At 71.0% G+C, this 26,302-nt stretch carries 25 protein-coding genes; 3 read left to right on the top strand and 22 right to left on the bottom strand.

What is annotated here, in order from left to right:
* Positions 1-8 precede the first annotated feature (8 nt).
* The gene (locus tag ACFYXB_RS26095) at positions 9-467 is read left to right on the top strand and encodes a hypothetical protein (protein WP_389586435.1); all 459 of its coding nucleotides are present in this window, start codon (positions 9-11) and stop codon (positions 465-467) included.
* Positions 468-473: 6 nt separating this feature from the next.
* Here ACFYXB_RS26095 and ACFYXB_RS26090 read toward each other — a convergent pair whose 3' ends face one another.
* From ACFYXB_RS26090 to fmt, 8 genes are all read right to left on the bottom strand, one after another.
* Positions 474-926, bottom strand: a complete 453-nt coding sequence (locus tag ACFYXB_RS26090) for an Lrp/AsnC family transcriptional regulator (protein WP_389586433.1) — start codon at positions 924-926, stop codon at positions 474-476.
* Between the two features lie 116 nt (positions 927-1,042).
* Positions 1,043-2,485 (bottom strand): GuaB1 family IMP dehydrogenase-related protein, encoded by a 1,443-nt coding sequence (locus ACFYXB_RS26085; RefSeq protein ID WP_351355889.1) that lies wholly within the window; start codon positions 2,483-2,485, stop codon positions 1,043-1,045.
* A gap of 408 nt (positions 2,486-2,893) precedes the next feature.
* Positions 2,894-3,202 carry a barstar family protein gene (locus tag ACFYXB_RS26080; protein ID WP_351355886.1) on the bottom strand — a complete coding sequence of 103 codons (309 nt, stop codon included), beginning with the start codon at positions 3,200-3,202 and terminating at the stop codon, positions 2,894-2,896.
* A complete protein-coding gene (locus tag ACFYXB_RS26075; RefSeq protein ID WP_389586430.1) occupies positions 3,199-3,606 on the bottom strand; it encodes a ribonuclease domain-containing protein in 408 nt (135 codons plus the stop codon). Before ACFYXB_RS26075 ends, ACFYXB_RS26080 begins: the two co-directional genes overlap by 4 nt.
* A gap of 63 nt (positions 3,607-3,669) precedes the next feature.
* Positions 3,670-4,713 (bottom strand): sugar-binding transcriptional regulator, encoded by a 1,044-nt coding sequence (locus ACFYXB_RS26070; protein ID WP_389586429.1) that lies wholly within the window; start codon positions 4,711-4,713, stop codon positions 3,670-3,672.
* A gap of 78 nt (positions 4,714-4,791) precedes the next feature.
* A complete protein-coding gene (gene rpe, locus ACFYXB_RS26065; protein WP_351355878.1) occupies positions 4,792-5,478 on the bottom strand; it encodes a ribulose-phosphate 3-epimerase in 687 nt (228 codons plus the stop codon).
* A gap of 100 nt (positions 5,479-5,578) precedes the next feature.
* Positions 5,579-7,009, bottom strand: coding sequence for an RsmB/NOP family class I SAM-dependent RNA methyltransferase (locus ACFYXB_RS26060; protein WP_389586427.1), 1,431 nt, complete (start codon positions 7,007-7,009; stop codon positions 5,579-5,581).
* A gap of 78 nt (positions 7,010-7,087) precedes the next feature.
* A complete protein-coding gene (gene fmt, locus ACFYXB_RS26055; RefSeq protein WP_389586425.1) occupies positions 7,088-8,020 on the bottom strand; it encodes a methionyl-tRNA formyltransferase in 933 nt (310 codons plus the stop codon).
* Positions 8,021-8,303: 283 nt separating this feature from the next.
* On the opposite strand from fmt, the gene ACFYXB_RS26050 reads away from it, so the two are divergent.
* Positions 8,304-8,846 (top strand): hypothetical protein, encoded by a 543-nt coding sequence (locus ACFYXB_RS26050; protein ID WP_389586423.1) that lies wholly within the window; start codon positions 8,304-8,306, stop codon positions 8,844-8,846.
* A 100-nt stretch (positions 8,847-8,946) separates the two neighbouring features.
* Here the strand turns inward: ACFYXB_RS26050 and ACFYXB_RS26045 are convergent, their stop codons facing one another.
* From ACFYXB_RS26045 to pyrR, 14 genes are all read right to left on the bottom strand, one after another.
* Positions 8,947-11,094 carry a primosomal protein N' gene (locus ACFYXB_RS26045; protein ID WP_389586421.1) on the bottom strand — a complete coding sequence of 716 codons (2,148 nt, stop codon included), beginning with the start codon at positions 11,092-11,094 and terminating at the stop codon, positions 8,947-8,949.
* 133 nt (positions 11,095-11,227) lie between these two features.
* Positions 11,228-12,436: a methionine adenosyltransferase gene (gene metK / locus ACFYXB_RS26040; protein ID WP_389586419.1), complete on the bottom strand. Its 1,209-nt coding sequence runs from the start codon at positions 12,434-12,436 to the stop codon at positions 11,228-11,230.
* Between the two features lie 239 nt (positions 12,437-12,675).
* Complete coding sequence (coaBC, locus tag ACFYXB_RS26035) at positions 12,676-13,878, bottom strand: bifunctional phosphopantothenoylcysteine decarboxylase/phosphopantothenate--cysteine ligase CoaBC (protein ID WP_351355860.1); 1,203 nt, start codon at positions 13,876-13,878, stop codon at positions 12,676-12,678.
* A 118-nt stretch (positions 13,879-13,996) separates the two neighbouring features.
* On the bottom strand, positions 13,997-14,269 hold the full coding sequence (rpoZ, locus tag ACFYXB_RS26030) for a DNA-directed RNA polymerase subunit omega (protein ID WP_005319902.1): 273 nt from the start codon (positions 14,267-14,269) through the stop codon (positions 13,997-13,999).
* Positions 14,270-14,344: 75 nt separating this feature from the next.
* Positions 14,345-14,902: a guanylate kinase gene (gene gmk / locus ACFYXB_RS26025; protein ID WP_351355858.1), complete on the bottom strand. Its 558-nt coding sequence runs from the start codon at positions 14,900-14,902 to the stop codon at positions 14,345-14,347.
* A gap of 60 nt (positions 14,903-14,962) precedes the next feature.
* Entirely contained in the window at positions 14,963-15,286 is a 324-nt protein-coding gene (locus tag ACFYXB_RS26020) for an integration host factor (protein ID WP_003977346.1), read from the bottom strand.
* Between the two features lie 267 nt (positions 15,287-15,553).
* Entirely contained in the window at positions 15,554-16,399 is an 846-nt protein-coding gene (pyrF, locus tag ACFYXB_RS26015) for an orotidine-5'-phosphate decarboxylase (protein ID WP_389586416.1), read from the bottom strand.
* Positions 16,396-17,502, bottom strand: coding sequence for a quinone-dependent dihydroorotate dehydrogenase (locus ACFYXB_RS26010; protein WP_389586414.1), 1,107 nt, complete (start codon positions 17,500-17,502; stop codon positions 16,396-16,398). Before ACFYXB_RS26010 ends, pyrF begins: the two co-directional genes overlap by 4 nt.
* Positions 17,503-17,558: 56 nt before the next feature.
* Positions 17,559-20,867: a carbamoyl-phosphate synthase large subunit gene (carB, locus tag ACFYXB_RS26005; protein WP_389586412.1), complete on the bottom strand. Its 3,309-nt coding sequence runs from the start codon at positions 20,865-20,867 to the stop codon at positions 17,559-17,561.
* Complete coding sequence (gene carA / locus ACFYXB_RS26000; protein ID WP_389586410.1) at positions 20,860-22,002, bottom strand: glutamine-hydrolyzing carbamoyl-phosphate synthase small subunit; 1,143 nt, start codon at positions 22,000-22,002, stop codon at positions 20,860-20,862. Before carA ends, carB begins: the two co-directional genes overlap by 8 nt.
* Positions 21,999-22,577: a hypothetical protein gene (locus ACFYXB_RS25995; protein ID WP_351355843.1), complete on the bottom strand. Its 579-nt coding sequence runs from the start codon at positions 22,575-22,577 to the stop codon at positions 21,999-22,001. The genes carA and ACFYXB_RS25995 overlap by 4 nt, the downstream gene beginning before the upstream one ends.
* On the bottom strand, positions 22,574-23,860 hold the full coding sequence (locus tag ACFYXB_RS25990) for a dihydroorotase (RefSeq protein ID WP_389586408.1): 1,287 nt from the start codon (positions 23,858-23,860) through the stop codon (positions 22,574-22,576). Before ACFYXB_RS25990 ends, ACFYXB_RS25995 begins: the two co-directional genes overlap by 4 nt.
* A 4-nt stretch (positions 23,861-23,864) precedes the next feature.
* Positions 23,865-24,845, bottom strand: coding sequence for an aspartate carbamoyltransferase catalytic subunit (locus tag ACFYXB_RS25985; protein ID WP_351355837.1), 981 nt, complete (start codon positions 24,843-24,845; stop codon positions 23,865-23,867).
* A gap of 127 nt (positions 24,846-24,972) precedes the next feature.
* Positions 24,973-25,530: a bifunctional pyr operon transcriptional regulator/uracil phosphoribosyltransferase PyrR gene (gene pyrR / locus ACFYXB_RS25980; RefSeq protein ID WP_351355834.1), complete on the bottom strand. Its 558-nt coding sequence runs from the start codon at positions 25,528-25,530 to the stop codon at positions 24,973-24,975.
* A 253-nt stretch (positions 25,531-25,783) separates the two neighbouring features.
* On the opposite strand from pyrR, the gene bldD reads away from it, so the two are divergent.
* Complete coding sequence (bldD, locus tag ACFYXB_RS25975; RefSeq protein ID WP_014671524.1) at positions 25,784-26,287, top strand: transcriptional regulator BldD; 504 nt, start codon at positions 25,784-25,786, stop codon at positions 26,285-26,287.
* The last annotated feature ends 15 nt before the right edge of the window (positions 26,288-26,302 follow it).

Raw genomic sequence — 26,302 nt, 5'->3', positions numbered from 1 at the left:
GGGCCCGTGTGGAACTCGCCGGGATCACCGGGCTGCCGTACGTCGACGAACACACCCTCCTCGTCGCCGCGGGTACCGACACCGTGTGGCGTGCCACGGTCGAGGTGCTGGAGCGCACCTCGACCCGTCCCGGCGCCGTCCGCTATGCCCGCCTGGTCGGCTGCGCCGATCGCACGGCGTCCGGACTGCGGCCCCTTGCCGTGGGCTCGACGGTGCCGGGCTTCCGGGTGCTCGCCGCGGAACCAGGACGTGAGCTGGTGCTCGTCGGCCGGCACCGCTTCTCGTCGTACGCGCTGATCGTTCGCCTCGAACCGGAAGGCCCGGGTCGCTCGCGTCTGCGCGCCGAGACCCGGGCCGTCTTCCCCGGCGCGTCCGGTGGGCTCTACCGGCGGCTGGTGATCGGCACGGGCGGGCACGCGGCCGGGATGCGGCGGCTGCTCGCGGCGGTCGCCCGCGCGTCCCGGTGAGCCGGATCAGCCCGGCGCGCCCGAGGTGAAGCGGCGCAGCAGGGGCGAGAGCACCAGCACCGACTTGGTGCGCTCCACGAACGGCTCCCCCGCGATCCGCTCCAGCACCCGCTCGAAGTGGCGCATATCGGCGGCGAAGACCTGGACGAGCGCGTCCGCGTCGCCGGTGACGGTCGACGCGGCCACGACCTCCTGGTAGCGCTCCAGACCCTTCTGGATGGTCTCCGGCGAGGTGTTGCGCCGGCAGTAGATCTCGATGAACCCCTCGGTCTCCCAGCCGAGCGCCGCCGGGTCCACTCGTACGGTGAACCCGGTGATGGCTCCGGTGGCGCGCAGCCGGTCCACGCGCCGCTTCACGGCGGGCGCGGAGAGTCCGACCAGTTGCCCGATGTCCGCGTAGGAGCGGCGGGCGTCCTCGGCGAGGGCGTGCACGATGCGTTCGTCGAGATCGTTCAGCACTGTGGGTAGGTCACTTCTCGGACGGTGCGGGTGTGGCAGGTCGGGAACGGCGATGGCCGTGTACGAAGTACAACACGAGCCCGACCGCCGTCCGGACACCGAAGAAGGGAGCCGGGTCAGCTCCAGCTTGCGTGCAGGGGCTTGCCCTCGGCGTAGCCGGCCGCGCTCTGGATGCCGACGATGGCCTTCTCGGCGAACTCCTCCAGGGAGGCGGCGCCGGCGTAGGTGCAGGAGGAGCGGACGCCCGCGATGATCGAGTCGATCAGATCCTCGACGCCCGGGCGGGCCGGGTCGAGGAACATGCGGGAGGTGGAGATGCCCTCCTCGAACAGCGCCTTGCGGGCGCGGTCGTAGACCGACTCGTCCGACGTACGGTTGCGCACCGCACGCGCCGAGGCCATGCCGAACGACTCCTTGTAGAGACGCCCGTCGGCATCCTGCTGGAGGTCGCCCGGCGACTCGTACGTGCCCGCGAACCAGGAGCCGACCATCACGTTGGACGCGCCGGCCGCGAGCGCCATCGCCACGTCGCGCGGGTGCCGGACACCTCCGTCTGCCCACACGTGCTTGCCGTACTTCTTCGCCTCCGCGGCACACTCCAGCACCGCCGAGAACTGGGGCCGCCCGACGCCGGTCATCATGCGCGTGGTGCACATGGCGCCCGGTCCGACACCGACCTTGATGATGTCCGCGCCGGCGTCGATCAGGTCCTTGACGCCCTCGGCGGAGACGATGTTGCCCGCGACGATGGGCACCTGCGGATCGAGGGCACGTACCACCTGGATCGCGCTGATCATCGACTCCTGGTGACCGTGCGCGGTGTCGATGACGAGAGTGTCGACGCCCGCGTCGAGGAGCTGCTTGGCCTTGCCCGCGACGTCCCCGTTGATGCCGACGGCGGCGGCGATGCGCAGCTTGCCGTTCGCGTCGGTCGCCGGGGTGTAGAGCGTGGCGCGCAGGGCGCCCTTGCGGGTGAGGATGCCGGCGAGCCTGCCGTCCTTGTCCACGGCCGGGGCGTAGCGCCGGTTGGCGGTGTCCAGGGTGTGGAAGGCCTCGCGCGGGTCAATGTCCGCGTCGAGCAGCAGCAGGTCGGTGGACATGACCTCGACGAGCTGGGTGAAGCGGTCGACGCCGGACAGGTCCTGGTCGGTGACGACACCGACCGGACGGCCGTCCTCGTCGACGACGACACCGGCGTTGTGGGCGCGCTTGGGCAGCAGGGCCAGCGCGTCGGCGACGGTCTGGTGCGGGGCGAGCACGATCGGGGTGTCCAGGACCAGATGACGGCTCTTGACCCACCCGACGACCTCTGTGACGACGTCGATCGGGATGTCCTGCGGGATCACCACCAGGCCGCCGCGCCGGGCCATCGTCTCGGCCATGCGCCGGCCCGCGATGGCGGTCATGTTGGCCACGACCAGCGGGATCGTGGTGCCCGTGCCGTCCGGGGAGCTGAGGTCCACGCCCTGACGCGAGCCGACCGCGGAACGGCTCGGCACCATGAAGACGTCGTCGTACGTCAGGTCGTACGCGGGCTGGATGTCATTGAGGAAACGCACGTGCCGCACATCCCAGTCGATCAGAGGTGACCCCCGGACAGGTGTGCCCGGGGCATAAGCACGTACTTCATTGTCCCATGACAGCTCTCATGTCATACCCAGGCGAATCATCCAGGCAGGTCAGCCCCGGGTTCGGAGGATCGACCAAAGAGGCGGGGCCCGCGTCGGCCCAGGGCCCCGCGCGCCGCCTCGACGAACGCGCTGCGCGCGGTGTCGAACTCGTCGAGGGACGGCCGGTCCTTCGCCGAGCGGCGTGCCGTGCTCCTCGCGGCGCGGTCCCCGCAACGCACTGCACCGGCTGCTCGACGCGCTCCCGGTCCTCGCGGGTGACCAGCGTGTCCTGCGACCCCGTTCACCGTCCTGCAGGATGTGTCACGACCCCATCCGGCGAACGGAGTTGACAGTACGTCAGCCCAGGGCGAGCGCCACGGTGAGCCGTGGCTCCCGCTGGGACGCCTCGGTGAACACCTCCTGCGCGACACCCCACTCGTCCGGCCGCTCCCGCGCGTACTCCCGCCACCCGGTGACGACGACGAGCAGCCCGTGCTCGGCCGCGTCGGTCGGCCACACGGTCGGGTCGGAGAGGCTGTCGGCCAGGGCGTCCCAGTTGCGGCCGAACCAGTCGGGCAGAGCGAGGGCTTGGGCGGACCGGTCCATGACCCCCGCCTTGTCGGCGACTCCGCCGAGGTCGAGCTGCACCACACGCGGGCTCGTCATCTCAGCACCGCCCGGAACGATTCGTAGTGATCATCGGTGTAGTAGACCTCGCCGCCCCGTCCGGTGACAATCCGCCGGGCCCCGCGGTCGCGTGAGCCGGGTGTCTTCACGGTGTACTCGTGGTAGTAGCCCCGCTCGTGCGCCGGCAACAGCTTCTCGAAGTTCCCGAAGACGACGCCGTCCTTGGCGTACGGGAAGGGGCCGTCCTGGTCGATGAGGGTCAGGGTCTGACGGGCCTCGGGCGGGAGCGCGGACTCCTCGATCGTGGTCATGCCCCGGGCCCAGGACGGTGTGGCGGCGCCCGCCGCGCCGGTGGTGGTGTGGATCGGCGAACAGCCGCTCACCAGGACAGCGAAACAGAGCAGGACCCCGGACAGCACACGGGGGACGAACCGCAGCAGCATGCGTCGATGCTGTCACGGCCGTCCCCTCATGGCTGGCCTGCTTTCCGGATATTTCAGGGTCTGTCAGGGTCCATCCGGATCCGCCCGGTTCAGGGCGGGCCTCGGGGTCGGTCCCGCGGTCATCAGGGAGTCCGCCGCGGAGGTGTCCGTCACCAGGCTGGTGACGAGACCGGAGCGCAGCACCGCGTCGATGGCGGCCGCCTTCCGCTGTCCGCCCGCGATCGCGACGACCTCGGGGACACGGCGGAGCTGGTCTGCCTTGACCGTGATGCACCGCTCCCCCAGGTCCCGGCCGACCCTGCGACCCTCGGAGTCGAAGAGATGCGCGGACATCTCGGCCGCGACGCCGAGCGAGGCGTAGTGCGCCCGCTCCTCGTCGCTGAGCATGTCGTGCACGGTCGAGATGCCGGGCTCCCAGGAGCCGATGGAGACACAGGCGACCGTGACCTTGTCGAAGTACTCGAAGGCCCGGGCGATCCCGGTCTGGTTGCGCAGCGCCGCCGCGGTGGCCGCGTCCGGCAGCAGCATCGGCGCGTAGATGGGGTGGGCGTCGCCGCCGGACACCTGGGCGGCACGGCGGACGGCCTCGACCGAGCCGCGCTCGGCGGTCCCGGCGTCGTACACGCCCGTCAGCTGCACCACGGTGCAGGGCGGCAGACGGTCGAGGGCGGCCGCCATGTGGATGGTGGAACGCCCCCAGGCCAGACCGAGGACGTCGCCCTCGTTCACCAGCTCACCGAGCAGGTCGGCGGCGACTTCGCCGAGGTTCTCGGGGTCTGGTGAATCCTCGGCCTCGGCCGGGGACTCGACCACGACTGCGTGCCTGAGGCCGTACCGGGCACGAAGCGCGTCGGAGCGGTCCGCGTCCAGTTCGGCCGGGACTCGGATCTCGATGCGTACAAGATCTCGTTCGAGAGCGGTTTCCAGGACCCGGGCCACCTTGAAGCGGCTGACGCCGAACTCCTCGGCGATCTGGATCTTGGACTTGCCCTCGAGGTAGAAGCGGCGGGCCATGGCCGCCGCCTGCACCAGCTCAGCGGGTCCCATCCGCATGGCTGACCGGCCCGCCGACATACCCGACACGGCGATCTCCTCACTGCTGTTCACACTCTGGATTCGCCGTTCATCCTTGCAGATCCGCGGCGCTTGATCAGCCCTGATGGCCGCCGTTCACGTACCTGTGGCTCAGTGGTCGCATGCCCACGACGCCTTCGCCGTGGCCGCCTCCGCCTGGGTGCGCAATGCACGTACCGCCGCGGCCGGGTCGTTCGCCCCGTACACGGCCGAACCGGCGACGAAGACGTCCGCTCCCGCGTCCGCGCACCGCTCGATCGTGGACGCGGAGACACCTCCGTCGACCTGCAGCCAGAGCTCGAGGCCGTGCTTGGCGATGAGCTCCCGGGTGCGACGGATCTTCGGGAGCATGATGTCGAGGAACGCCTGGCCGCCGAAGCCCGGCTCGACCGTCATGATCAGCAGCATGTCGAGTTCGGGGAGCAGGTCCTCGTACGGCTCGATGGGCGTCGCGGGCTTGAGCGCCATGGAGGCGCGGGCGCCCTTGGCGCGGATCTCACGGGCGAGCCGCACCGGCGCGGCGGCCGCCTCGACGTGGAAGGTGACGGACGAGGCCCCCGCTTCGACGTACTCGGGTGCCCACCGATCGGCGTCCTCGATCATCAGATGGCAGTCCAGCGGCGTGTCCGTCGCACGGGCCAGGGACTCCACGACCGGCACGCCGAGCGTGAGGTTCGGGACGAAATGGTTGTCCATGACGTCGACGTGGAGCCAGTCGGCTCCCTCGACCGCCTTCGCCTCGTCGCCGAGACGGGCGAAGTCGGCGGACAGGATGCTGGGGTTGATCTGCACGGCCATGACCCAAGCGTGCCATGCCCTGGCACTGTTGTTCGCGCCGGTCCAGACCTTTGCCGTTCATCGGATGGTCCGGCCGTCTACGGCCCAGCCGGAGACGGGGTCAGCCGGTGCGCCGGATGAGCGCCAGATACATGGCGTCGGTCCCGTGCATATGGGGCCACAGCTGAACGTCGGGCCCCTCGCCGAGCGCGGGAACGCCCGGCAGCAGCGGGCGGGCGTCGATCAGCTCGGTGTCCGGGTACTGCTTGAGCACGTCGTCGACGACGGCCCGGGTCTCGGCGAGGTGCGGCGAGCAGGTGGCGTAGCCGACGACGCCGCCGACCCGCACCGAGTCCAGCGCGGTGCGCAGCAGGGCGCGCTGCAGCGGCGCGAAGCTCTCCAGGTCCTCGGGGCGACGCCGCCATCTGGCCTCGGGGCGCCTGCGCAGGGCGCCGAGCCCGGTGCAGGGCACGTCCATCAGCACGCGGTCGAAGGTGCCGGGCCGCCACGGCGGCCGCGTCCCGTCGGCGGCGATGACCTGGTACGGCCCCGGGTTCCCGGCCAGCGCCTTGGCGACCAGACCGGCCCGGTGCGGCTGCTTCTCGCAGGCGAGCAGGACGGCTCCACGCTCGGCGGCCAGCGCGGCGAGGAGCGCGGCCTTCCCGCCCGGGCCCGCACACCCGTCGAGCCACTTCTCGTCGGGACCGTCGACGGGAGCGTTCGCGAGCGCGAGGGCGACGAGCTGGCTGCCCTCGTCCTGCACACCGGCCCGGCCCTCCCGCACGGCGTCGACGGCGCCCGGCTCCCCGCCCTCGGTGAGCCGCACGGCATACGGCGACCAGCGCCCCGGCATGGCGGCCTCGTCGGCATCGAGAAGTTCCTCGGTCGTGGCCCGGCCGGGCCGGGCGACGAGGGTGACCTCGGGCCGCTCGTTGTCGGCCTCCAGCAGATCCTCGATCCCGGCGCGCCCGCCGCCGAGCGAGTCCCACAGCGCGGAGACGACCCAGCGGGGATGCGAGTGCACGACGGCCAGATGGTCCTCGGGGTCGTCGTCGTACGGCGGCGCGACCTTGGCCAGCCAGCCGTCCAGGTCGTCCTGCGCGACCTTCCGCAGCACGGCATTCACGAACTTGGCCCGTCCGTCTCCGAGGACGACCCGCGCGAGCTCGACGGAGGCGGACACGGCCGCGTGCGTGGGAATCCGCGTCCCGAGCAACTGGTGCACGCCGAGGCTGAGCACGTCGAGGACCGGCGGGTCGACCTCCCGCAGCGGCCGGTCGACGCAGGCGGCGATGATCGCGTCGTACGTCCCCTGCCGCCGCAGCGTCCCGTACACCAGCTCGGTGGCGAGGGCGGCGTCCCGGCCGTCGAACTTTTCGGGTCCCTCCTTGTCCCGCGCCTTGCGCAGCAGCGGCGGCAGCACGAGGTTGGCATACGCGTCCCGTTCGTCCACGGCACGCAGCGCCTCGAAGGCGAGGATGCGGACGGGGTCCTTCTGGGGACGACGGTAGGGCTTGGCGGGCTTACGGGGCCGCCGGGACTGCTCGCTCACGAAAAAGGTGCTCCGGGTGTGGATTGAGTGCGGCCTCCAGCCTACGTCGGCCGGCCACCACCCGAGCCGGGCGGGCCGTCAGCCGCCGAGGCTCTCACCGGGCGCGATCCGCACCCCGCGCGCCCAGTCCGCGGCGCGCATCGGCTTCTTGCCCTGAGCCTGCACCCACAGCAGCTCCACCGCATACGACCCGGTGCCCATGTGCACGCTGTTCTTGCCGACGGCCGGCTGCCCCGGCGCGAGGTCGGTGCGCTCGGGCACGGGCGTGACCTGGATGAGCTTGAGCCGCTCACCGCGGAAGGTGGTCCAGGCGCCAGGTGCGGGCGTGCAGCCGCGCACCACCCGATCGACGCGAAGGGCAGGGGTCGTCCAGTCGATCTGCGCGTCCTCGACGGTGATCTTCGGCGCGAGGGTGATCCCGTCCGCGGGCTGCGGTACGGCCTTGAGGTTGCCGTCCTCGATGCCGTCCATGGTCGCCGCGAGCAGCCCGGCGCCGGCGAACGCGAGCCGGGTCAGCAGGTCGCCGCTGGTGTCGGCGGGCCGGATCTCCTCGGTGACGGTGCCGTAGATGGGGCCCGAGTCGAGTCCCTCCTCGATCAGGAAGGTCGAGGCCCCGGTGATCTCGTCGCCCGCCATGATCGAGTGCTGCACCGGCGCGGCCCCGCGCCAGGCGGGCAGCAGCGAGAAGTGCAGGTTGACCCAGCCGTGGGCCGGGACGTCCAGGGCTACGCGCGGCAGCAGGGCACCGTAGGCGACGACGGGACAGCAGTCCGGGGCGATCTCCTTCAACCGCTCCAGGAACTCCGGATCCCTCGGCTTCAGGGGCTTCAGCACCTCGATCCCGGACTCCTCGGCCCGCTCCGCCACGGGAGACGCGACCATCCTGCGCCCCCGCCCGGCCGGCGCGTCGGGCCGCGTGACGACGGCGGCCACGTCGTGCCGCCCGGAGGCGATGAGAGCGTCCAGAGCGGGAACGGCGACCTCGGGGGTACCGGCGAAGACGAGCTTCATGGCTGGGTTGGAGCCTCTCGGGCGAAAACGACGGACGGGCAGCCCCCAAGTCTATGACCACGGCCGGACGGCCGCCGACGGCGAACGACCCCCACGGGAAAGGGCCACGTCTCGGCCAACTGGAAACGAGTGGTGCACGAGTGGGAGAAGGGCGTACGAATATGCTCGCACGCCCCCACCCCGTTACCAGCGGAGCGCACACGCGTTGGTCAAGGAAGAGTTGACCGCAACGGGCCGCTGTCGCGGCCCAATTCCTTTCAACGCCGGTTCGAGAGGCTTGTTCATGGCCGACCACGCAACCCACGACGCCCAGGCCCGGGCCAGCCTGCACTTGCTGGTGCGGGACATCGAGCGGGTCCGCCGGCAGGTGGACGCGCTGCGCACGCTCACCGCCCAGTTGGGCAACGTCTACCGCCCGCGCCGCTCCGGCCCGTCCACGGGCTTCGTCGTCTACGGACGCGCCCCCGCCCCGACGGTCCGTCTCGCCCAGGAGCTCCGGGACAGTGTCGAGACGCTGGTCACGGCCGCGGTGGACTTCGACCGTTCGCTCGGCTTCTCGTGGGACGCGGTCGGCTCGGCGCTCGGGGTCACCAAGCAGGCGGTGCACCGCCGTTACGGCGCCCGCCGCGCCGCGGCCCAGGCAGCCGCCGAGGCGGAGCGTGCGACGGAGCCGTCGGGGACCCGCACGGTCAATATGAACACCGGCCTTCCCTCGGTGCCGACGGTTCCCGCGGCCCGCTCCATGCCTACGCAGCCGACCGCGAACAGCCCTACGCTCCGCGAAGAGGTCAGGCCGACGGCCTTCCCGGGCCCGCGCAACGGCTGACTCTCCCTCACCCCGCCCTCCCGGCGCACTCCCGGGAGGGCAGCCGCATGCCGGCAGACAGCTGAACGCCAACTTCAGCCGACGCCCGGCCCAACTCGTCTCAGCCGATGTCCGGCGGATCGATCCTCACCCGTACCGCCTCACCGCTTCCCCGTGCCATCCGCGCGGCCTGCGCCGCCTTCAGCGCGGCGGCCAGTGCGGATCCGCTGCCGGGTGGGACGCGGACCAGCGCCCGCTCCCAGTGTTCCCCGGGTGGCGGCGCCCCGGTCCGCCGTGGGCGCTCGGACTGGGTGACCGGCACCGGTACGGGTCCCAGCACCTCGGCGTCCGGCGGCAGTTCGACCGCGTCCAGGAACTCCGCCACCGCCTCCGCCGGACCCGACACGGCCGCCATCCTGGACACCGGCGGGAACCCCAGTTCGGCTCGCTCGCCCAGCTCCCGCACCGCGTGCCCGACCGGGTCCCACCTCACCAGTGCCTGCACGGGCCGCAGTGTCGGCTCGGCGACGACGACCACGGTGCCGTGCTCCCCCTGCGGCCGCACCAGCGCGGACGCCGCGATCCACCGCCGCAGCGCGTCCTCACCGGCCCGCAGATCCGGCCGCCCGAGCATGGCCCAGCCGTCGAGCAGCAGGGCGGCCGCATAGCCGCCCTCGGCGACCGGTTCGGCGCCCGGTGTGCTCACGACCAGCGCGGGCACCCCCGGCACGGTGTCCAGCACCTGCTCACGCCCGGACGTCCGCACCGGTACGGCGGGGAACGCCCGCCCCAGCTCCTCGGCCGTACGCCGCGCCCCCACGACCTGGGCCCTCAGCCGGAACGACCCGCACTCCGGGCAGTGCCACGCGTTCTCCTCGCGCCCGCACCACCCGCACCTCGACGCCCCCGCGTCCTGCGCCTCCAGCGGCCCGGAGCAGTGCCGGCACCGCGCGGGTGCCCGGCACTGCGCGCAGGCCATGCGCGGCACGTACCCCCGCCGGGGCACCTGCACCAGGACCGGCCCGTGCTTGAGTCCCTCGCGGACCACCTGCCAGGCGAGGGTCGGCAGCCGGGCGGCCCGCGCGGCCTCGTCCCGCGCGAGATCGCCGTCTCCCACGGTCCGCACGAGCGGCGCGGCCCGCCGCGCCTGTTCGCGCCCCGCGACAAGGGGCCGCGCCCAGCCACTCTCCACGAGCTGCGCAGCCTCCACGGTGCAGCTCCAACTCCCCAGCAGAAACGCGCACTTGTCGAGGGCGGCGCGCAACAGCAGCACGTCCCGGGCATGCGGCTGCGGGGCACGCGGCTCGCTGTGGCTGTCGTCCCCGTCGTCCCAGATCGCGACGAGCCCCAGGTCCCGCACCGGCGCGAACATGGCGGCCCGCGTCCCGACGACGGCCTGTACGGATCCTCGCCGCACAGCGAGCCACTGCGCGTACCGCTTCTCGGGCCCCGCGTCGGCGGTCAGCAGCGCGTGCCGTCCCTCGCCGAGCAGCGCGGTCAGCGCGGCGTCGACCCGGGTGGCGGCCCGCCCGTCCGGTACGACGACGAGCGCGCCGCGCCGCGAGGCGAGCGTCGCGGCGACGGCCCGCGCCAGTTCCTCGCTCCACAGCGGCCCCGGCAACGCGTTCCACACGGCGCGCGGCGCACCACCGGAGGTCAGCGACTCGAGAAAGCCTGCCCCCCGCTCGTACCGCACCCATGACCCGGCGTCGGGCGCCCCAGGTGGCGGCAGCGGCGCGGGCGACGGCCGCTGCTCGGCCCGTGCGTTGCGCGGCGGTACGGCGAGCTGGAGCACATCGGCAAGACTCCCGGCGTACCGCTCGGCGACGGCGCGCGCGAGTCCGAGCAGTTCCTCGCTCAGCACGGGCTCGGGGGACACCACTTGGGCCAGCGCGGCCAGCGGCCCTGAGTAGTCCGACTCGGCGCGCCGCCCGACGAGGAACCCGTCGATGAGCCCCCCGCCCTCGCGGCGCCCGTCCCGCACCCGGCCGCGCCCCGCCCCGAAGCGCACCCGCACGCGCACCCCGGGCTGCGCCTGCTCGTCGAGTTCCTCGGGCACGGCGTAGTCGAAGTACCGGTCGAGGTGGAGCACGCCCTTGTCGACGAGCACGCGCGCGACGGGCAGCTCCTTGGCCAGCGCCGCTCCTCGCCAGGTCCGGGGCTTGGCCCGCGGCACCTTGGCCCCCCGCACGCTCTCCCGGATGAGCGCGAGCTGCTCCGGCGGCGCCCCTTCGGCCCCGCTGTCCGTCTGCCCGTTCTCGCTGCTCACGCCTGCATTCTTACCAAACGCCACTGACAACCGGCGCCGCCGGCGGCGGACGGCGGCACCGGACTCCCCTGTGCGGAAACGCCGAGACCCGGCTCCCCGAAGGGAACCGGGCCTCGGTGAAGGCGGGCGGAGACTACAGGCCGGCGGCCTTGCGCAGTGCGTCCACGCGGTCCGTGCGCTCCCACGTGAAGTCGGGCAGCTCGCGGCCGAAGTGGCCGTACGCAGCCGTCTGGGAGTAGATCGGGCGGAGCAGGTCGAGGTCGCGGATGATGGCGGCCGGACGGAGGTCGAAGACCTCGTCGATCGCCTTCTCGATCTTCTCGTGGTCGATCTTGGCGGTGCCGAAGGTCTCGACGAAGAGACCGACCGGCTCGGCCTTGCCGATGGCGTAGGCGACCTGGACCTCGCAGCGGGAGGCGAGGCCCGCGGCGACGACGTTCTTGGCGACCCAGCGCATGGCGTACGCGGCCGAGCGGTCCACCTTGGACGGGTCCTTGCCGGAGAAGGCGCCGCCACCATGGCGGGCCATGCCGCCGTACGTGTCGATGATGATCTTGCGACCGGTGAGGCCGGCGTCGCCCATCGGGCCGCCGATCTCGAAGCGGCCGGTCGGGTTGACCAGCAGGCGGTAGCCCTCGGTGTCGAGCTTGATGCCTTCGTCCAGCAGGGCCTTCAGCTCGGGCTCCACGACGAACTCGCGGATGTCGGGGGCGAGCAGCGACTCCAGGTCGATGTCGCTCGCGTGCTGCGAGGAGACGACGACGGTGTCGAGGCGGACGGCCTTGTCGCCGTCGTACTCGATGGTGACCTGCGTCTTGCCGTCGGGGCGCAGGTAGGGGATCGTGCCGTTCTTGCGGACCTCGGAGAGGCGCTTGGACAGGCGGTGCGCCAGGAAGATCGGCAGCGGCATCAGCGTCGGCGTCTCGTCCGTCGCGTAACCGAACATCAGGCCCTGGTCGCCCGCGCCCTGCTTGTCCAGCTCGTCGTCGTCGCCCTCTACTCGGGACTCGTACGCCGTGTCGACACCCTGGGCGATGTCGGGCGACTGCGAGCCGATCGACACCGAGACGCCACAGGAGGCGCCGTCGAAGCCCTTCTTCGACGAGTCGTAGCCGATCTCGAGGACCTTGTTGCGGACCAGCGTCGCGATGTCCGCGTACGTCTTGGTCGTGACCTCGCCGGCCACGTGCACCAGGCCGGTGGTGATCAGCGTCTCCACGGCGACCCGGGAGGTCGGGTCCTCGCGCAGAAGCGCGTCGAGAATGGTGTCGCTGATCTGGTCAGCGATCTTGTCGGGGTGACCCTCGGTCACAGACTCCGAGGTGAACAGACGACGGGACACAACGCTCCCTGGGGTTGCAGCGGCTGCTGGCTGATCATTGGCGGACGACACGGGGGGCTGCGCCCGGCGTCGTCCGGTAACAGCTTATCGGTCGCACTCGGCCGAAGGCCCACCTGTCTCACCTCTCGGGAGCGCTGTGACCTGCGGCACGGGCATTCTGCACAATGCCGTGCGGCGTTGACCAGAGCCGCCACGCGACAATGTGATGTTCCACAAATCCGTCAAGTGGCCGAAACAAATCAGCCCAGACGGTCTCTCACCAGGTCCCACACGGTCTCGGCGAGCGCCTCCTTCGGACCGTACGGCACGGGCGTCTCGCTTCCGTCCGCTCCCAGCACGACCGCCTCGTTCTCCTCGGAGCCGAACGTCTTGCGCTCCCCCACCTCGTTCACCACGAGGAGGTCGCACCCCTTGCGTGCCAGTTTCGTGCGGCCGTTGGCGAGGACGTCGTCCGTCTCGGCGGCGAAGCCGACGATCACCTGTCCGGGCCGCGCCCGGTCGGCCGAGATCTCCGCGAGGACGTCCGGATTCCGCACGAGGACGATGGGCTCCGGGTCCTGGCCGTCCTTCTTCTTGATCTTCCCGGTCGCGTACGCCGCCGGCCGGAAGTCGGCCACCGCGGCCGCCATGACCACGGCGTCGGCGTCCGCGGCCGCCTTGAGCACCGCCTCGCGCAGCTGGACCGCCGTACCGACCTGGACGACGTCGACACCCGCCGGGTCCGCGAGGCCGGTGTTCGCCGCGACCAGCGTCACGCGGGCGCCCCGCGCGGCCGCCGTTCGCGCGAGGGCGTAGCCCTGCTTGCCGGAGGAGCGGTTGCCGAGGAAGCGGACCGGGTCGAGGGGCTCGCGCGTGCCGCCCGCGGAGACGACGACGTGCCGTCCCTCGAGGTCGGGCTCGGAGATTCCGCGGGCGAGCACCCGGCGGCAGACCTCGAAGATCTCGACGGGGTCGGGCAGCCGGCCCTTGCCGGTGTCGACGCCGGTGAGGCGGCCGACGGCCGGTTCGACGACGACCGCGCCGCGGCGGCGCAGCGTCGCCACGTTCTCCTGGGTGGCCGGGTGTTCCCACATCTCCGTGTGCATCGCGGGGGCGAAGACGACCGGACACCGGGCCGTGAGGAGGGTGTTGGTCAGCAGGTCGTCGGCGAGGCCGTGCGCGGCCTTGGCGAGCATGTCGGCCGTGGCGGGGGCGACGACGACCAGGTCGGCGTGCTGTCCGATGCGGACGTGCGGGACCTCGTGCACGTCGTCCCAGACCTCGGTCGAGACGGGGTTGCCGGACAGTGCGGACCAGGTGGCGGCGCCGACGAAGTGCAGCGCGGAGGCGGTGGGGACGACCCGCACGTCATGGCCCGACTCCGTGAACCTGCGCAGCAACTCACACGCCTTGTACGCGGCGATGCCGCCGCTGACCCCCAGAACGACCTTGGGCTTGTCCACCGTCTCTCCCCGGACTCGGCTGGCGTGCGCCCTCCCCGGGTGCACGCCTCCATCAGACACCACAGGCCCGGCAGCGCGCTGCCGGGCCTGTGGATAAGTCAACTGCGATCTGAAAGTACTACTGCGCCGGGCCTTCGATGGCCTCGGACGTCAGCAGTCCCGCGTTGATCTCGCGCAGGGCGATCGACAGCGGCTTCTCGTGCACGTGGGTGTCGACGAGCGGACCGACGTACTCGAGGAGGCCCTCGCCGAGCTGCGAGTAGTACGCGTTGATCTGGCGGGCCCGCTTGGCCGCATAGATCACGAGGCTGTACTTCGAGTCGGTGGCCTCGAGGAGCTCGTCGATCGGCGGGTTGATGATGCCCTCGGGCGCGGTGATGGAAGAGGACACGCTCTACCTTCCGATGGATGGGAAAGATTCAGTCGATGTGACCGGCCCGCATCGCTTGGTGGACGGCGGTCACGATCACACAACGTCCACCAAGGCTAGCAGCTCGCGCGCCACGTCCTTGACAGAGGTGTTGACCAGGGTGACGTCGAACTCCGGCTCGGCGGCAAGTTCGACCGTGGCCGCCTCCAGGCGGCGTCCGATCACCTCGGGCGCCTCGGTGCCCCGGCCGGTGAGCCTGCGCACGAGCTCCTCCCAGGAGGGAGGAGCCAGGAACACCAGCTGGGCCTCGGGCATGGACTCGCGGACCTGCCGGGCGCCCTGGAGGTCGATCTCCAGGAGGACGGGCTCGCCCGCCTCCAGGCGGTCCAGCACGGCCGTGCGCGGCGTGCCGTAGCGGTTGCCGGCGAATTCGGCCCACTCCAGCAGCTCGCCATTGGCGATCAGCTTGTCCATCTCCTCGTCCGTGACGAAGAAATAGTGGACTCCGTGCTTCTCGCCGGGGCGGGGCTTACGGGTGGTCGCCGAGACCGAGAGCCAGACCTCGGGGTGTTCCTTGCGCATATGGGCGACGACCGTGCTCTTGCCGACCCCGGAGGGGCCGGAGAGCACGGTCAGCCGCGGACGTTCACTCATGCAGCGATTATTCCAGCAATCCCGGAGTGTCCGGGACGCCAATCCGCCAGGAGCCGGTACTCAGGAACCGGTGCTACCGAACTCGCGCTCCAGGGAGGCGATCTGGTTGGAACCGAGCCCACGCACGCGGCGGCTCTCGGAGATACCGAGTCGCTCCATGATCTGCTTGGCGCGGACCTTGCCGACGCCGGGCAGGGACTCGAGCAGGGCGGAGACCTTCATCTTGCCGATGACGTCGTTCTCCTGGCCCTGCTTGATGACCTCGTGAAGAGAGGCGCCGGAGTGCTTGAGTCGATTCTTGACCTCGGCCCGCTCCCGGCGAGCCGCGGCGGCCTTTTCGAGCGCGGCTGCGCGCTGTTCAGGGGTAAGGGGCGGAAGAGCCACGCCTACGTCACCTCGGATGTCGAACTGTCGGATACGGACCGGTGAGGAACCTAGTCGCCCCACACCTGGGGAGCTACGAGCAACACGCTTGCCCGTTCACTCTGCTCGGAGACTAGCGGGCAAGTCCGCCAGAGTCAGCGAGAACAGCGGAAAAGTCCTGGTCAGCCTCCGCCAGGTCGGACATTTCCGACATAATGCCCTCGATTTGAGGATGTATTCAGGCTCAAATCGACTTGGTACCGCTCCCGCGCAGACGCGTCGCAGGACTCAGTCACCTGCCAGGACGGCCCGAATTGCCTCCGCGAACCGCTCCGCCGCGCCGCGCAGCGCTGCAACGTCGGGACCGTGACGCAGAACACCCCGGCTGACGTTCGGCACGACGTTGCGCACGGCCGCTCCGAAGACTCTGGGAAGATCGGCGGGCGTCGCTCCCTGGGCACCGATGCCGGGCGCCAGAAGCGGACCGTTGATGTCGAGGTCGTACGACGACAGGTCGCCCAGCGTCGCGCCCACGACCGCGCCGAAGGAGCCCAGCGGCTCCTCCCCCGCGTTCTCGGCCGCCAGATGCGCCAGCATGGTCGCGCCGACGTTCCTGCCGTCTGCGCGGACGGCGTGCTGGACCTCGCCGCCCTCGGGGTTGGAGGTCAGCGCCAGCACGAACAGGCCTGCGCCGCTCTCCCGGGCCAGCGCGACGGCCGGGCTCAGCGAGCCGTAGCCGAGGTACGGCGAGACGGTCAGGGCGTCCGAGAACAGCGGGGCGTCCTTGTGCAGGAAGGCCTCCGCGTAGGCGGCCATGGTCGAGCCGATGTCGCCGCGCTTGGCGTCCATGACGACGAGGGCACCGGCCGCGCGCGCCTCCTGGACCGACTTCTCCAGGACGGCGAGGCCGCGCGAGCCGTACCGCTCGAAGAACGCGCTCTGCGGCTTGAGGACGGCGACCCGGTCGGCCATCGCCTCGACGACCGTACGGCTGAACCGCTCCAGACCGGCGATGTCGTCGTTCAGGCCCCACTCCGCGAGCAGGGAGGCGTGCGGGTCGATGCCGACACACAGCGCGCCGCGCTCGTCCATGGCGTGGCGCAGCCGGGCGCCGAAGGGCTCGAAGGAGGTCATGCGGGCTTCCTCACGTCGGCGCCGACCGCGTCGGCGAGGGTCGCGTACGGGCTGGTGCGCAGGCGGGCGGCGAGCCCCTTGTGGAGGGCGCGGCACCAGAAGGGCCCCTCGTAGACGAAGGCGCTGTAGCCCTGGATCAGGGTGGCGCCCGCGAGGATCCGCTGCCAGGCGTCCTCGGCGTTCTCGATACCGCCGACGCCGACCAGGGTGATCCGGTCGCCCACGCGCGCGTACAGGCGGCGCAGCACCTCCAGGGAGCGTGCCTCGAGCGGGGCACCGGAGAGGCCGCCGGTCTCCTTGACGAGGGTGGGCGGGGACTTCAGACCGAGTCCCGCGCGCGCGATGGTGGTGTTCGTGGCGATGATCCCGTCCAGGCCGAGCTCCACGGCCAGGTCGGCTACGGCGTCCACGTCCTCGTCGGCGAGGTCGGGCGCGATCTTCACCAGCAGCGGGACGCGGCGGCCGGTGACCGTGTGGTCGGCCGCCTCGCGGACGGCCGTCAGCAGGGGGCGCAGCGCCTCCGTCGCCTGCAGGTTCCGCAGCCCCGGCGTGTTTGGGGAGGAGACGTTGACGACCAGGTAGTCGGCGTACGGCGCCAGTCGCTCGGCCGACTTCACATAGTCGCCGACGGCCTCCGCCTCGGGGACGACCTTGGTCTTGCCGATGTTGACGCCCACGACGGTCCTGAACACCGGCTCACGGGTGGCGAGTCGGGCGGCGACGACGAGGGAGCCCTCGTTGTTGAATCCCATGCGGTTGATCAGCGCGCGGTCGGCGACGAGCCGGAACAGCCGCTTCCTGGGGTTGCCCGGCTGCGGCTCGCCCGTCACCGTACCGATCTCGACGTGGTCGAAGCCGAGCATCGCCATGCCGTCGATCGCGAGGGCATTCTTGTCGAAGCCTGCGGCGAGCCCGAAGGGGCCGTGCATGCGCAGGCCGAACGCCTCCGTACGCAGCTCCCTGTAGCGGGGGGCGACGGCGACCGCGACGAAGGTGCGCAGCACGGGGATGCGGACGGCGAGCCGGATCCAGCGGAAGGCCAAGTGGTGAGCCCGCTCCGGGTCCATCCGTTTGAAAACGAGATGGAAGAACAGCTTGTACATGTCTCAGAGTCCTCATACAGAGAGGGACACCGTTTCCGGTGTCCCCCTCAAGGCTGCTAGTCGCGGGCCGCGGTCAGGCGTTCCGCGTGTTCCTGGAGCGAACGGACGCCCACGTCCCCGTGGTTGAGGGCGTCGATGCCCTGGACCGCCGCGGCGAGCGCCTGGACCGTCGTCAGGCACGGCACGGAGCGGGCCACCGCCGCAGTACGGATGTCGTAGCCGTCGAGGCGGCCGCCGGTGCCGTACGGGGTGTTGACGATGAGGTCGACCTCACCGTCGTGGATGAGCTGGACGATGGTCTTCTCGCCGTTCGGGCCGGTGCCCTCGGACTGCTTGCGCACGATGGTGGCGTGGATGCCGTTGCGCTTGAGCACCTCGGCCGTGCCGGACGTGGCGAGCAGTTCGAAGCCGTGGGCGACCAGTTCGCGCGCGGGGAAGATCATCGAGCGCTTGTCGCGGTTGGCGACCGAGATGAACGCCCGCCCCTTGGTGGGCAGCGGGCCGTAGGCGCCCGCCTGGGACTTGGCGTAGGCCGTGCCGAAGACGGAGTCGATGCCCATGACCTCGCCCGTGGAGCGCATCTCCGGGCCGAGGACGGTGTCGACGCCACGGCCGTGGATGTCGCGGAAGCGCGACCACGGCATGACGGCCTCCTTGACGGAGATCGGCGCGTCCAGCGGCAGTTCGCCGCCGTCGCCCGTCGCGGGGAGCAGTCCCTCGGCGCGCAGTTCGGCGACGGTCGCGCCCAGGGAGATCCGAGCGGCGGCCTTCGCGAGCGGCACCGCGGTCGCCTTCGAGGTGAAGGGGACCGTACGGGAGGCGCGCGGGTTGGCCTCCAGGACGTACAGGATGTCGCCGGCCATCGCGAACTGGATGTTGATCAGCCCGCGCACGCCGACACCGCGCGCGATGGCCTCCGTGGAAGCCCTGAGCCGCTTGATGTCGAAGCCGCCCAGCGTGATCGGGGGCAGGGCGCACGCCGAGTCGCCGGAGTGGATGCCGGCCTCCTCGATGTGCTCCATGACACCGCCGAGGTACAGCTCCTCGCCGTCGTACAGGGCGTCGACGTCGATCTCTATGGCGTCGTCGAGGAAACGGTCGACGAGTACCGGCCGGGAGGGGCTGATCTCGGTCGACTCGGCGATGTAGGAGGCGAGGCGCGTCTCGTCGTACACGATCTCCATGCCGCGCCCGCCGAGGACGTACGACGGCCGGACCAGGACCGGGTAGCCGATCTCGTCGGCGATGGCCTTGGCCTCGGCGAAGGTGGTGGCCGTGCCGTGCTTGGGAGCGGGCAGGCCGGCCTCGGCGAGGACGCGGCCGAAGGCGCCCCGGTCCTCGGCGGCGTGGATGGCCTCGGGCGAGGTGCCCACGATCGGCACGCCGTTGTCCTTCAGTGCCTGCGACAGACCGAGCGGGGTCTGGCCGCCGAGCTGCACGACGACGCCCGCGATCGGGCCGGCGAGCGACTCGGCGTGCACGATCTCCAGCACGTCCTCGAGGGTCAGCGGCTCGAAGTACAGGCGGTCGGAGGTGTCGTAGTCCGTGGAGACGGTCTCCGGGTTGCAGTTGACCATCACGGTCTCGTACCCGGCGTCGGACAGCGCGAAGGAGGCGTGGACGCAGGAGTAGTCGAACTCGATGCCCTGGCCGATGCGGTTGGGGCCGGAGCCCAGGATGATCACCGCGGGCTTCTCGCGCCGGGCGACCTCGGTCTCCTCGTCGTAGGAGGAGTAGAAGTACGGCGTCTTCGCGGCGAACTCGGCGGCGCAGGTGTCGACCGTCTTGTACACCGGGCGCACGCCCAGCGCGTGCCGGACCTCGCGGACGACATCCTCGCGCAGGCCGCGGATCTCGCCGATCTGGTGGTCGGAGAAGCCGTGCCGCTTGGCCTCGGCGAGCAGTTCGGATGTGAGCCCCGGTGCCTCGGCCAGCTCGTCGGCGATCTCCTTGATGAGGAAGAGCTGGTCGACGAACCAGGGGTCGATCTTCGTGAACTCGAAGACCTCCTCGGCGGTGGCGCCCGCGCGGATGGCCTGCATGACCGTGTTGATCCGGCCGTCGGTGGGCCGTACCGCCTGAGCCAGCAGCTCGGCCTTGTCGCCGGGGTCGCCGACGAAGGTGAACTGGCTGCCCTTCTTCTCCAGCGAGCGCAGCGCCTTCTGGAAGGCCTCGGGGAAGTTGCGGCCGATGGCCATGGCCTCGCCGACCGATTTCATGGTGGTGGTCAGCGTGGAGTCGGCCTGCGGGAACTTCTCGAACGCGAACCGCGGGGCCTTGACGACGACGTAGTCGAGCGTCGGCTCGAAGGAGGCCGGGGTCTCGCGCGTGATGTCGTTGGGGATCTCGTCGAGGGTGTAGCCGACGGCTAGCTTGGCGGCGATCTTTGCGATCGGGAATCCGGTCGCCTTGGAGGCGAGCGCCGAGGACCGCGACACGCGCGGGTTCATCTCGATGACGATCACGCGGCCGTCCTCGGGGTTCACCGCGAACTGGATGTTGCAGCCGCCCGTGTCGACGCCGACCTCGCGGATCACGGCGATGCCGATGTCGCGCAGGATCTGGTACTCGCGGTCGGTCAGGGTCATCGACGGGGCGACGGTGATCGAGTCGCCGGTGTGGACGCCCATGGGGTCGAAGTTCTCGATGGAGCAGACGACCACGACGTTGTCGTGCTTGTCGCGCATCAGCTCCAGCTCGTACTCCTTCCAGCCGAGGATGGACTCCTCGAGGAGCACCTCGGTGGTCGGCGAGAGCGTGAGGCCCTGGCCGGCGATGCGGCGCAACTCGTCCTCGTCGTGCGCGAAGCCGGAGCCGGCGCCGCCCATGGTGAAGGACGGGCGGACGACGACCGGGTAGCCGCCGAGCTCGTCGACACCGGCGAGGACCTCGTCCATAGCGTGGCAGATCACGGAGCGGGCGGACTCGCCGTGCCCGATCTTCGCGCGGACGGCCTCCACGACCAGCTTGAACAGGTCGCGGTCCTCGCCCTTGTGGATGGCCTCGACCTTGGCGCCGATCAGTTCGACGCCGTACTTGTCCAGGACGCCGTTCTCGTGCAGCGAGATCGCGGTGTTGAGGGCCGTCTGGCCGCCCAGGGTGGGCAGCAGGGCGTCCGGGCGCTCCTTGGCGATGATCTTCTCGACGAACTCCGGGGTGATCGGCTCGACATAGGTGGCGTCGGCGATCTCCGGGTCGGTCATGATCGTCGCCGGGTTGGAGTTGACGAGGATGACCCGCAGGCCCTCGGCGCGCAGGACGCGGCAGGCCTGCGTGCCCGAGTAGTCGAACTCGGCGGCCTGGCCGATAACGATCGGGCCGGAGCCGATGACCAGGACGGACTGGATATCGGTGCGCTTAGGCACGCTGGCCCTCCAACAGGGATACGAAGCGGTCGAACAGGTAGGCGGCGTCGTGCGGGCCCGCTGCCGCTTCGGGGTGGTACTGGACGGAGAAGGCCGGCTGGTCGAGCAGCCGCAGCCCCTCCACGACGTCGTCGTTGAGGCAGACGTGGGACACCTCGGCGCGGCCGAACGGCGTCTCGCTGACCCGGTCGAGCGGTGCGTCCACGGCGAAGCCGTGGTTGTGCGCGGTGACCTCGACCTTGCCGGTCGTACGGTCCTGGACCGGCTGGTTGATGCCCCGGTGGCCGTACTTCAGCTTGTAGGTGCCGAAGCCGAGGGCGCGGCCGAGGATCTGGTTGCCGAAGCAGATGCCGAACAGGGGCGTCTTCCGCTTCAGGACGGCGGCCATGAGCGCGACCGGGCCGTCGGCCGCGGCCGGGTCACCGGGTCCGTTGGAGAAGAAGACTCCGTCGGGTGCGACGGCATACACGTCCTCCTCGGTCGCGGTGGCGGGCAGCACGTGGACCTCTATGCCGCGCTCGGCCATGCGGTGCGGGGTCATGCCCTTGATGCCGAGGTCGATCGCGGCGACGGTGAAACGCTTCTCGCCGATCGCCGGGACGACGTACGCCTCCTCGGTCGCGACCTCCTCGTAGAGGCTCGCGCCCTTCATGTGCGGCTGTGCCTGCACGCGCGCGACGAGCTCGTTCTCCGGGGCGATCGCCTCGCCGGAGAAGATCCCGGCGCGCATCGAACCGCGCTCGCGCAGATGGCGGGTGAGGGCGCGGGTGTCGATGCCGGAGATGCCGACGACGTGCTGCGTCACCAGTTCGTCGTCGAGGGAGCGCTTGGCCCGCCAGTTGGACGGCACGCGCGCGGGGTCGCGCACGACATAGCCGGAGACCCAGATGCGGCTCGACTCGTCGTCCTCGTCGTTCCAGCCGGTGTTGCCGATCTGCGGGGCGGTCGCGACGACGATCTGGCGGTCGTACGACGGGTCGGTCAGGGTTTCCTGATAACCGGTCATCCCGGTGGAGAACACGGCCTCGCCGAAGGTCTCCCCCACGGCCCCGTAGGCTCGGCCACGGAAGGTGCGGCCGTCCTCCAGGACGAGTACGGCGGGAACCTTCACGGTGCCCCTGGTGGAGGTCGTCATCGTTCGGCGCCTTCCGTGCTGGTTGTCTTGATCATGGAGTTGATGGCCTCGACCCACTCGGTGTGCTCGGCCGCGCGGTCGGAGCGGAAACCGGAGTCGATCAGCCTGTCGCCGTGCGCCCAGGTCACCACGAGCAGTCCGCCCTCGGTGAGGACCTTGCCCGCGATGCCCTTGTCGAGCCGGGCCTCGCGCAACGCCGCGGCCGGGACGAAGAAGTCGGCCGCCCCGGGGCGTACGACGTCGAGGCCCGCCTCGGTCAGCGTGAGCTCGGCCCGGCTGCGGGTGCCGAGGCCGTGCGCCACGATGCGGTCCAGCCACTGCCCGGCCGTCGTGGAGCCGTGGTAGCGGCCCGACATGCTCAGTTTCGCCGGGCCGGTCGTGTCCGGCGCGCTGGGCAGCTCGGGCAGGTCGCCTTGGAGCGTGCCGCGCCACTTCCAGCCCTCGCGCATCAGCCAGTAGACGAGCGCGACGAAGAGAGCGAGCCCGACGAGCCAGCCGATGCGGGCGGCCCAGTCGGTCACCTCGGCGGACTTCTTCTCGATGGCGAGGTACGTCAGTTGCTGCAGAGGTGTCACGTGAGCTTCCCGTCGACGAGCGTGGCCTTGCCCCGCAGCCATGTGTGCGTGACACGGCCCGGCAGCTCGCGCCCCTGGTACGGGGTGTTGCGGCTGCGCGAGGCGAAGCCCGCGGGGTCCACCTCGCCACGGTATGCGGTGTCGACGAGGGTCAGGTTGGCAGGTTCGCCTGCCGAGACCGGACGTCCGTGGCCCGGGGCCCGGCCGATCCGCGCGGGCGTGACCGACATGCGGTCGGCGACGCCGGCCCAGTCGAGCAGCCCGGTCTCCACCATCGTCTGCTGGACGACCGACAGGGCGGTCTCCAGGCCGACCATGCCCATGGCCGCCGCGGCCCACTCGCAGTCCTTGTCCTCGTGCGGGTGCGGGGCGTGGTCGGTGGCGACGATGTCGATCGTGCCGTCGGCGAGCGCCTGGCGCAGGGCGAGCACGTCGCGCTCTGTGCGCAGCGGCGGGTTGACCTTGTAGACGGGGTTGTACGTGCGCACCAGTTCGTCGGTGAGGAGGAGGTGATGCGGGGTGACCTCGGCGGTGACGTCGATGCCGCGGGACTTGGCCCAGCGGACGATCTCGACGGACCCGGCGGTGGAGAGGTGGCAGATGTGGACGCGGGAGCCGACGTGCTCGGCGAGCAGGACGTCCCGGGCGATGATCGACTCCTCGGCGACGGCGGGCCAGCCGCCCAGGCCCAGCTCGGCGGAGACGACGCCCTCGTTCATCTGGGCGCCTTCCGTCAGCCGCGGCTCCTGCGCGTGCTGGGCGACGACGCCGCCGAAGGCCTTCACGTACTCCAGAGCCCGGCGCATGATCACGGCGTCGTCGACGCACTTGCCGTCGTCGGAGAAGACGGTGACCCCGGCGGCCGACTCGTGCATGGCACCCAGCTCGGCGAGCTTCCTGCCCTCCAGGCCGACGGTGACGGCGCCGATGGGCTGCACGTCGCAGTAGCCGTGCTCCTGGCCGAGCCGGTAGACCTGCTCGACGACGCCGGCGGTGTCGGCGACCGGGAAGGTGTTGGCCATGGCGAACACGGCGGTGTAGCCACCGCTCGCGGCGGCCCGGGTGCCGGTCAGCACAGTCTCGGAGTCCTCGCGGCCCGGCTCGCGCAGATGGGTGTGCAGGTCGACCAGGCCCGGCAACAGCACCTTGCCGCCGGCCTCGACGACCTCGGCGCCCTCGACGGACAGGCCGGTGCCGACCGCCTCGATGACCTCGCCTTCGATCAGTACGTCCTGCGGCTCGCCGCCGAGCACCCTCGCACCACGGATCAGGATCTTGCTCATGGGACTACTTCTCCTCGTTGGTGCGGGCGTGGCTGACGGCGGGTTCGTTGCCGCCGAGCAGCAGGTAGAGGACGGCCATCCGGATGGAGACTCCGTTGGCGACCTGCTCGACGACGGTGCAGCGCGGGGAGTCGGCGACCTCGGCGGTGATCTCCATGCCGCGGACCATCGGGCCGGGGTGCATCACGATGGCGTGCTCGGGCATCTTCGCCATGCGCTCGCCGTCGAGGCCGTAGCGCCGCGAGTACTCGCGCTCGGTCGGGAAGAAGGCCGCGTTCATCCGCTCGCGCTGGACGCGGAGCATCATCACCGCGTCGGACTTGGAGAGCGTGCTGTCGAGGTCGTACGACACCTCGCACGGCCAGGTCTCCACGCCGACCGGCACGAGCGTGGGCGGGGCGACCAGGGTGACCTCGGCGCCGAGCGTGTGCAGCAGGTCGACGTTGGAGCGGGCGACGCGGCTGTGCAGGACATCGCCGACGAGGGTGATCCGCTTGCCGGCCAGGTCCTGTCCTATGCCGGCGTCCCGGCCGACCAGCCGGCGGCGCATGGTGAACGCGTCAAGCAGGGCCTGCGTCGGGTGCTGGTGCGTGCCGTCGCCGGCGTTGATGACGGCGGCGTCGATCCAGCCGGAGTTGGCCAGGCGGTAGGGGGCTCCGGAGGCGCCGTGCCGGATGACGACGGCGTCGACGCCCATCGCCTCCAGGGTCTGGGCGGTGTCCTTCAGAGACTCGCCCTTGGAGACACTCGACCCCTTGGCGGTGAAGTTGATCACATCCGCCGACAGCCGCTTCTCCGCGGCCTCGAAGGAGATCCGGGTCCGGGTCGAGTCCTCGAAGAAGAGGTTGACGATCGTCCGGCCGCGCAGGGTCGGCAGTTTCTTGATCGGCCGGTCCGCGACCCGGGCCATCTCCTCGGCGGTGTCGAGGATCAGGACGGCGTCGTCGCGGGTGAGGTCGGCGGCCGAGATGAGATGACGCTGCATCTGTCAGGCTCCGTAAGGCAGTTCAGGTTTCGGGGAGCGGGGGTCTGGGGGTGTCCCCCAGAAGGCACAGCCGGGCAAGCGGGCGTGAGCGGAGGCGCCGCACGGGCGGGTGCGCGCTGTCGGCTCGCTACTGGGCCGGCTTCACACCGAGCAGCACGGTGTCGCGACCGTCCTCCTCGGCGAGCTGGACCTTGACCGTCTCCCGCAGCGACGTGGGGAGGTTCTTGCCGACGTAGTCGGCGCGGATGGGCAGTTCGCGGTGGCCGCGGTCGACGAGGACCGCGAGCTGGACCGCGCGCGGGCGCCCGATGTCGTTCAGCGCGTCGAGGGCGGCGCGGATGGTGCGGCCGGAGAAGAGCACGTCGTCGACGAGGACGACGAGGCGTCCGTCGATGCCGTCACCGGGAATCTCGGTGCGGGCCAGCGCACGCGGCGGGTGCATGCGCAGGTCGTCACGGTACATGGTGATGTCGAGCGAACCGACGGGAATCTTGCGGTCGGTGATCTGCTCGAGCTTGACGGCGAGCCGCTGGGCGAGGAAGACGCCTCTGGTCGGAATGCCGAGGAGCACCACGTCGTCGGCGCCCTTGGCGCGCTCGACGATCTCGTGGGCGATGCGGGTCAGTACCCGCGCGATGTCGGGCCCTTCGAGCACGGGCCGGGCATCGGACGCTTGCATGTCCATATGAAACGGACCTCCTTCTCCGCCTCACGGGACGGACCTTAAAGGACGTCGGATTTGCGGCATCTACCCTAGCAGGCCATGGGGACACCCCTGATCACCCCCTTGGCGTAACGGGCCGGCGCCGCCACGGAAGAGTCGGTGTGGACCATTCGGCTTGACGCATGAGAGTCACGCTGCGTAACCTCACAGTGAGTTACCAGCCGCGCGGCACGGCACCCAGCCCGTCGCGTCGACACAGTGTCCGGGGAGCTATATGTCCAGCGAATACGCCAAACAGCTCGGGGCCAAGCTCCGGGCCATCCGCACCCAGCAGGGCCTTTCCCTCCACGGTGTCGAGGAGAAGTCCCAGGGCCGCTGGAAGGCCGTGGTCGTCGGTTCGTACGAGCGCGGTGACCGCGCGGTGACCGTGCAGCGCCTCGCAGAGCTCGCGGACTTCTATGGTGTCCCCGTGCAGGAGCTGCTGCCCGGCACCACGCCCGGCGGCGCCGCCGAGCCGCCGCCGAAGCTGGTCCTGGACCTTGAGCGGCTGGCCACGGTGCCGGCCGAGAAGGCGGGCCCGCTCCAGCGGTACGCCGCGACGATCCAGTCCCAGCGCGGTGACTACAACGGCAAGGTGCTGTCGATCCGCCAGGACGACCTGCGCACCCTGGCCGTCATCTACGACCAGTCGCCCTCGGTCCTGACCGAGCAGCTGATCAGCTGGGGCGTGCTGGACGCGGACGCGCGCCGCGCCGTGGCCACCCACGAAGAGGCCTGAGCCCGCTCGGCCCAA

Source organism: Streptomyces sp. NPDC002619 (assembly GCF_042889305.1).
In the GTDB taxonomy this organism is placed as follows: Bacteria; Actinomycetota; Actinomycetes; order Streptomycetales; family Streptomycetaceae; genus Streptomyces.
This window is presented reverse-complemented; position numbering and strand designations above follow the sequence as displayed.

Excerpts from the sequence above, each read along its gene's own strand:
- fmt (WP_389586425.1), bottom strand. The coding sequence starts at position 8,020 with ATGAAGCTCGTCTTCGCCGGTACCCCCGAGGTCGCCGTTCCCGCTCTG.
- ACFYXB_RS26010 (WP_389586414.1), bottom strand. The coding sequence starts at position 17,502 with ATGTACAAGCTGTTCTTCCATCTCGTTTTCAAACGGATGGACCCGGAG.
- pyrF (WP_389586416.1), bottom strand. The coding sequence starts at position 16,399 with ATGACCTCCTTCGAGCCCTTCGGCGCCCGGCTGCGCCACGCCATGGAC.
- ACFYXB_RS26075 (WP_389586430.1), bottom strand. The coding sequence starts at position 3,606 with ATGCTGCTGCGGTTCGTCCCCCGTGTGCTGTCCGGGGTCCTGCTCTGT.
- gmk (WP_351355858.1), bottom strand. The coding sequence starts at position 14,902 with ATGAGTGAACGTCCGCGGCTGACCGTGCTCTCCGGCCCCTCCGGGGTC.
- carA (WP_389586410.1), bottom strand. The coding sequence starts at position 22,002 with ATGACGACCTCCACCAGGGGCACCGTGAAGGTTCCCGCCGTACTCGTC.
- rpe (WP_351355878.1), bottom strand. The coding sequence starts at position 5,478 with ATGGCCGTGCAGATCAACCCCAGCATCCTGTCCGCCGACTTCGCCCGT.
- ACFYXB_RS26080 (WP_351355886.1), bottom strand. The coding sequence starts at position 3,202 with ATGACGAGCCCGCGTGTGGTGCAGCTCGACCTCGGCGGAGTCGCCGAC.
- ACFYXB_RS26050 (WP_389586423.1), top strand. The coding sequence starts at position 8,304 with ATGGCCGACCACGCAACCCACGACGCCCAGGCCCGGGCCAGCCTGCAC.
- bldD (WP_014671524.1), top strand. The coding sequence starts at position 25,784 with ATGTCCAGCGAATACGCCAAACAGCTCGGGGCCAAGCTCCGGGCCATC.
- ACFYXB_RS25985 (WP_351355837.1), bottom strand. The coding sequence starts at position 24,845 with ATGCAGCGTCATCTCATCTCGGCCGCCGACCTCACCCGCGACGACGCC.
- ACFYXB_RS25990 (WP_389586408.1), bottom strand. The coding sequence starts at position 23,860 with ATGAGCAAGATCCTGATCCGTGGTGCGAGGGTGCTCGGCGGCGAGCCG.
- pyrR (WP_351355834.1), bottom strand. The coding sequence starts at position 25,530 with ATGGACATGCAAGCGTCCGATGCCCGGCCCGTGCTCGAAGGGCCCGAC.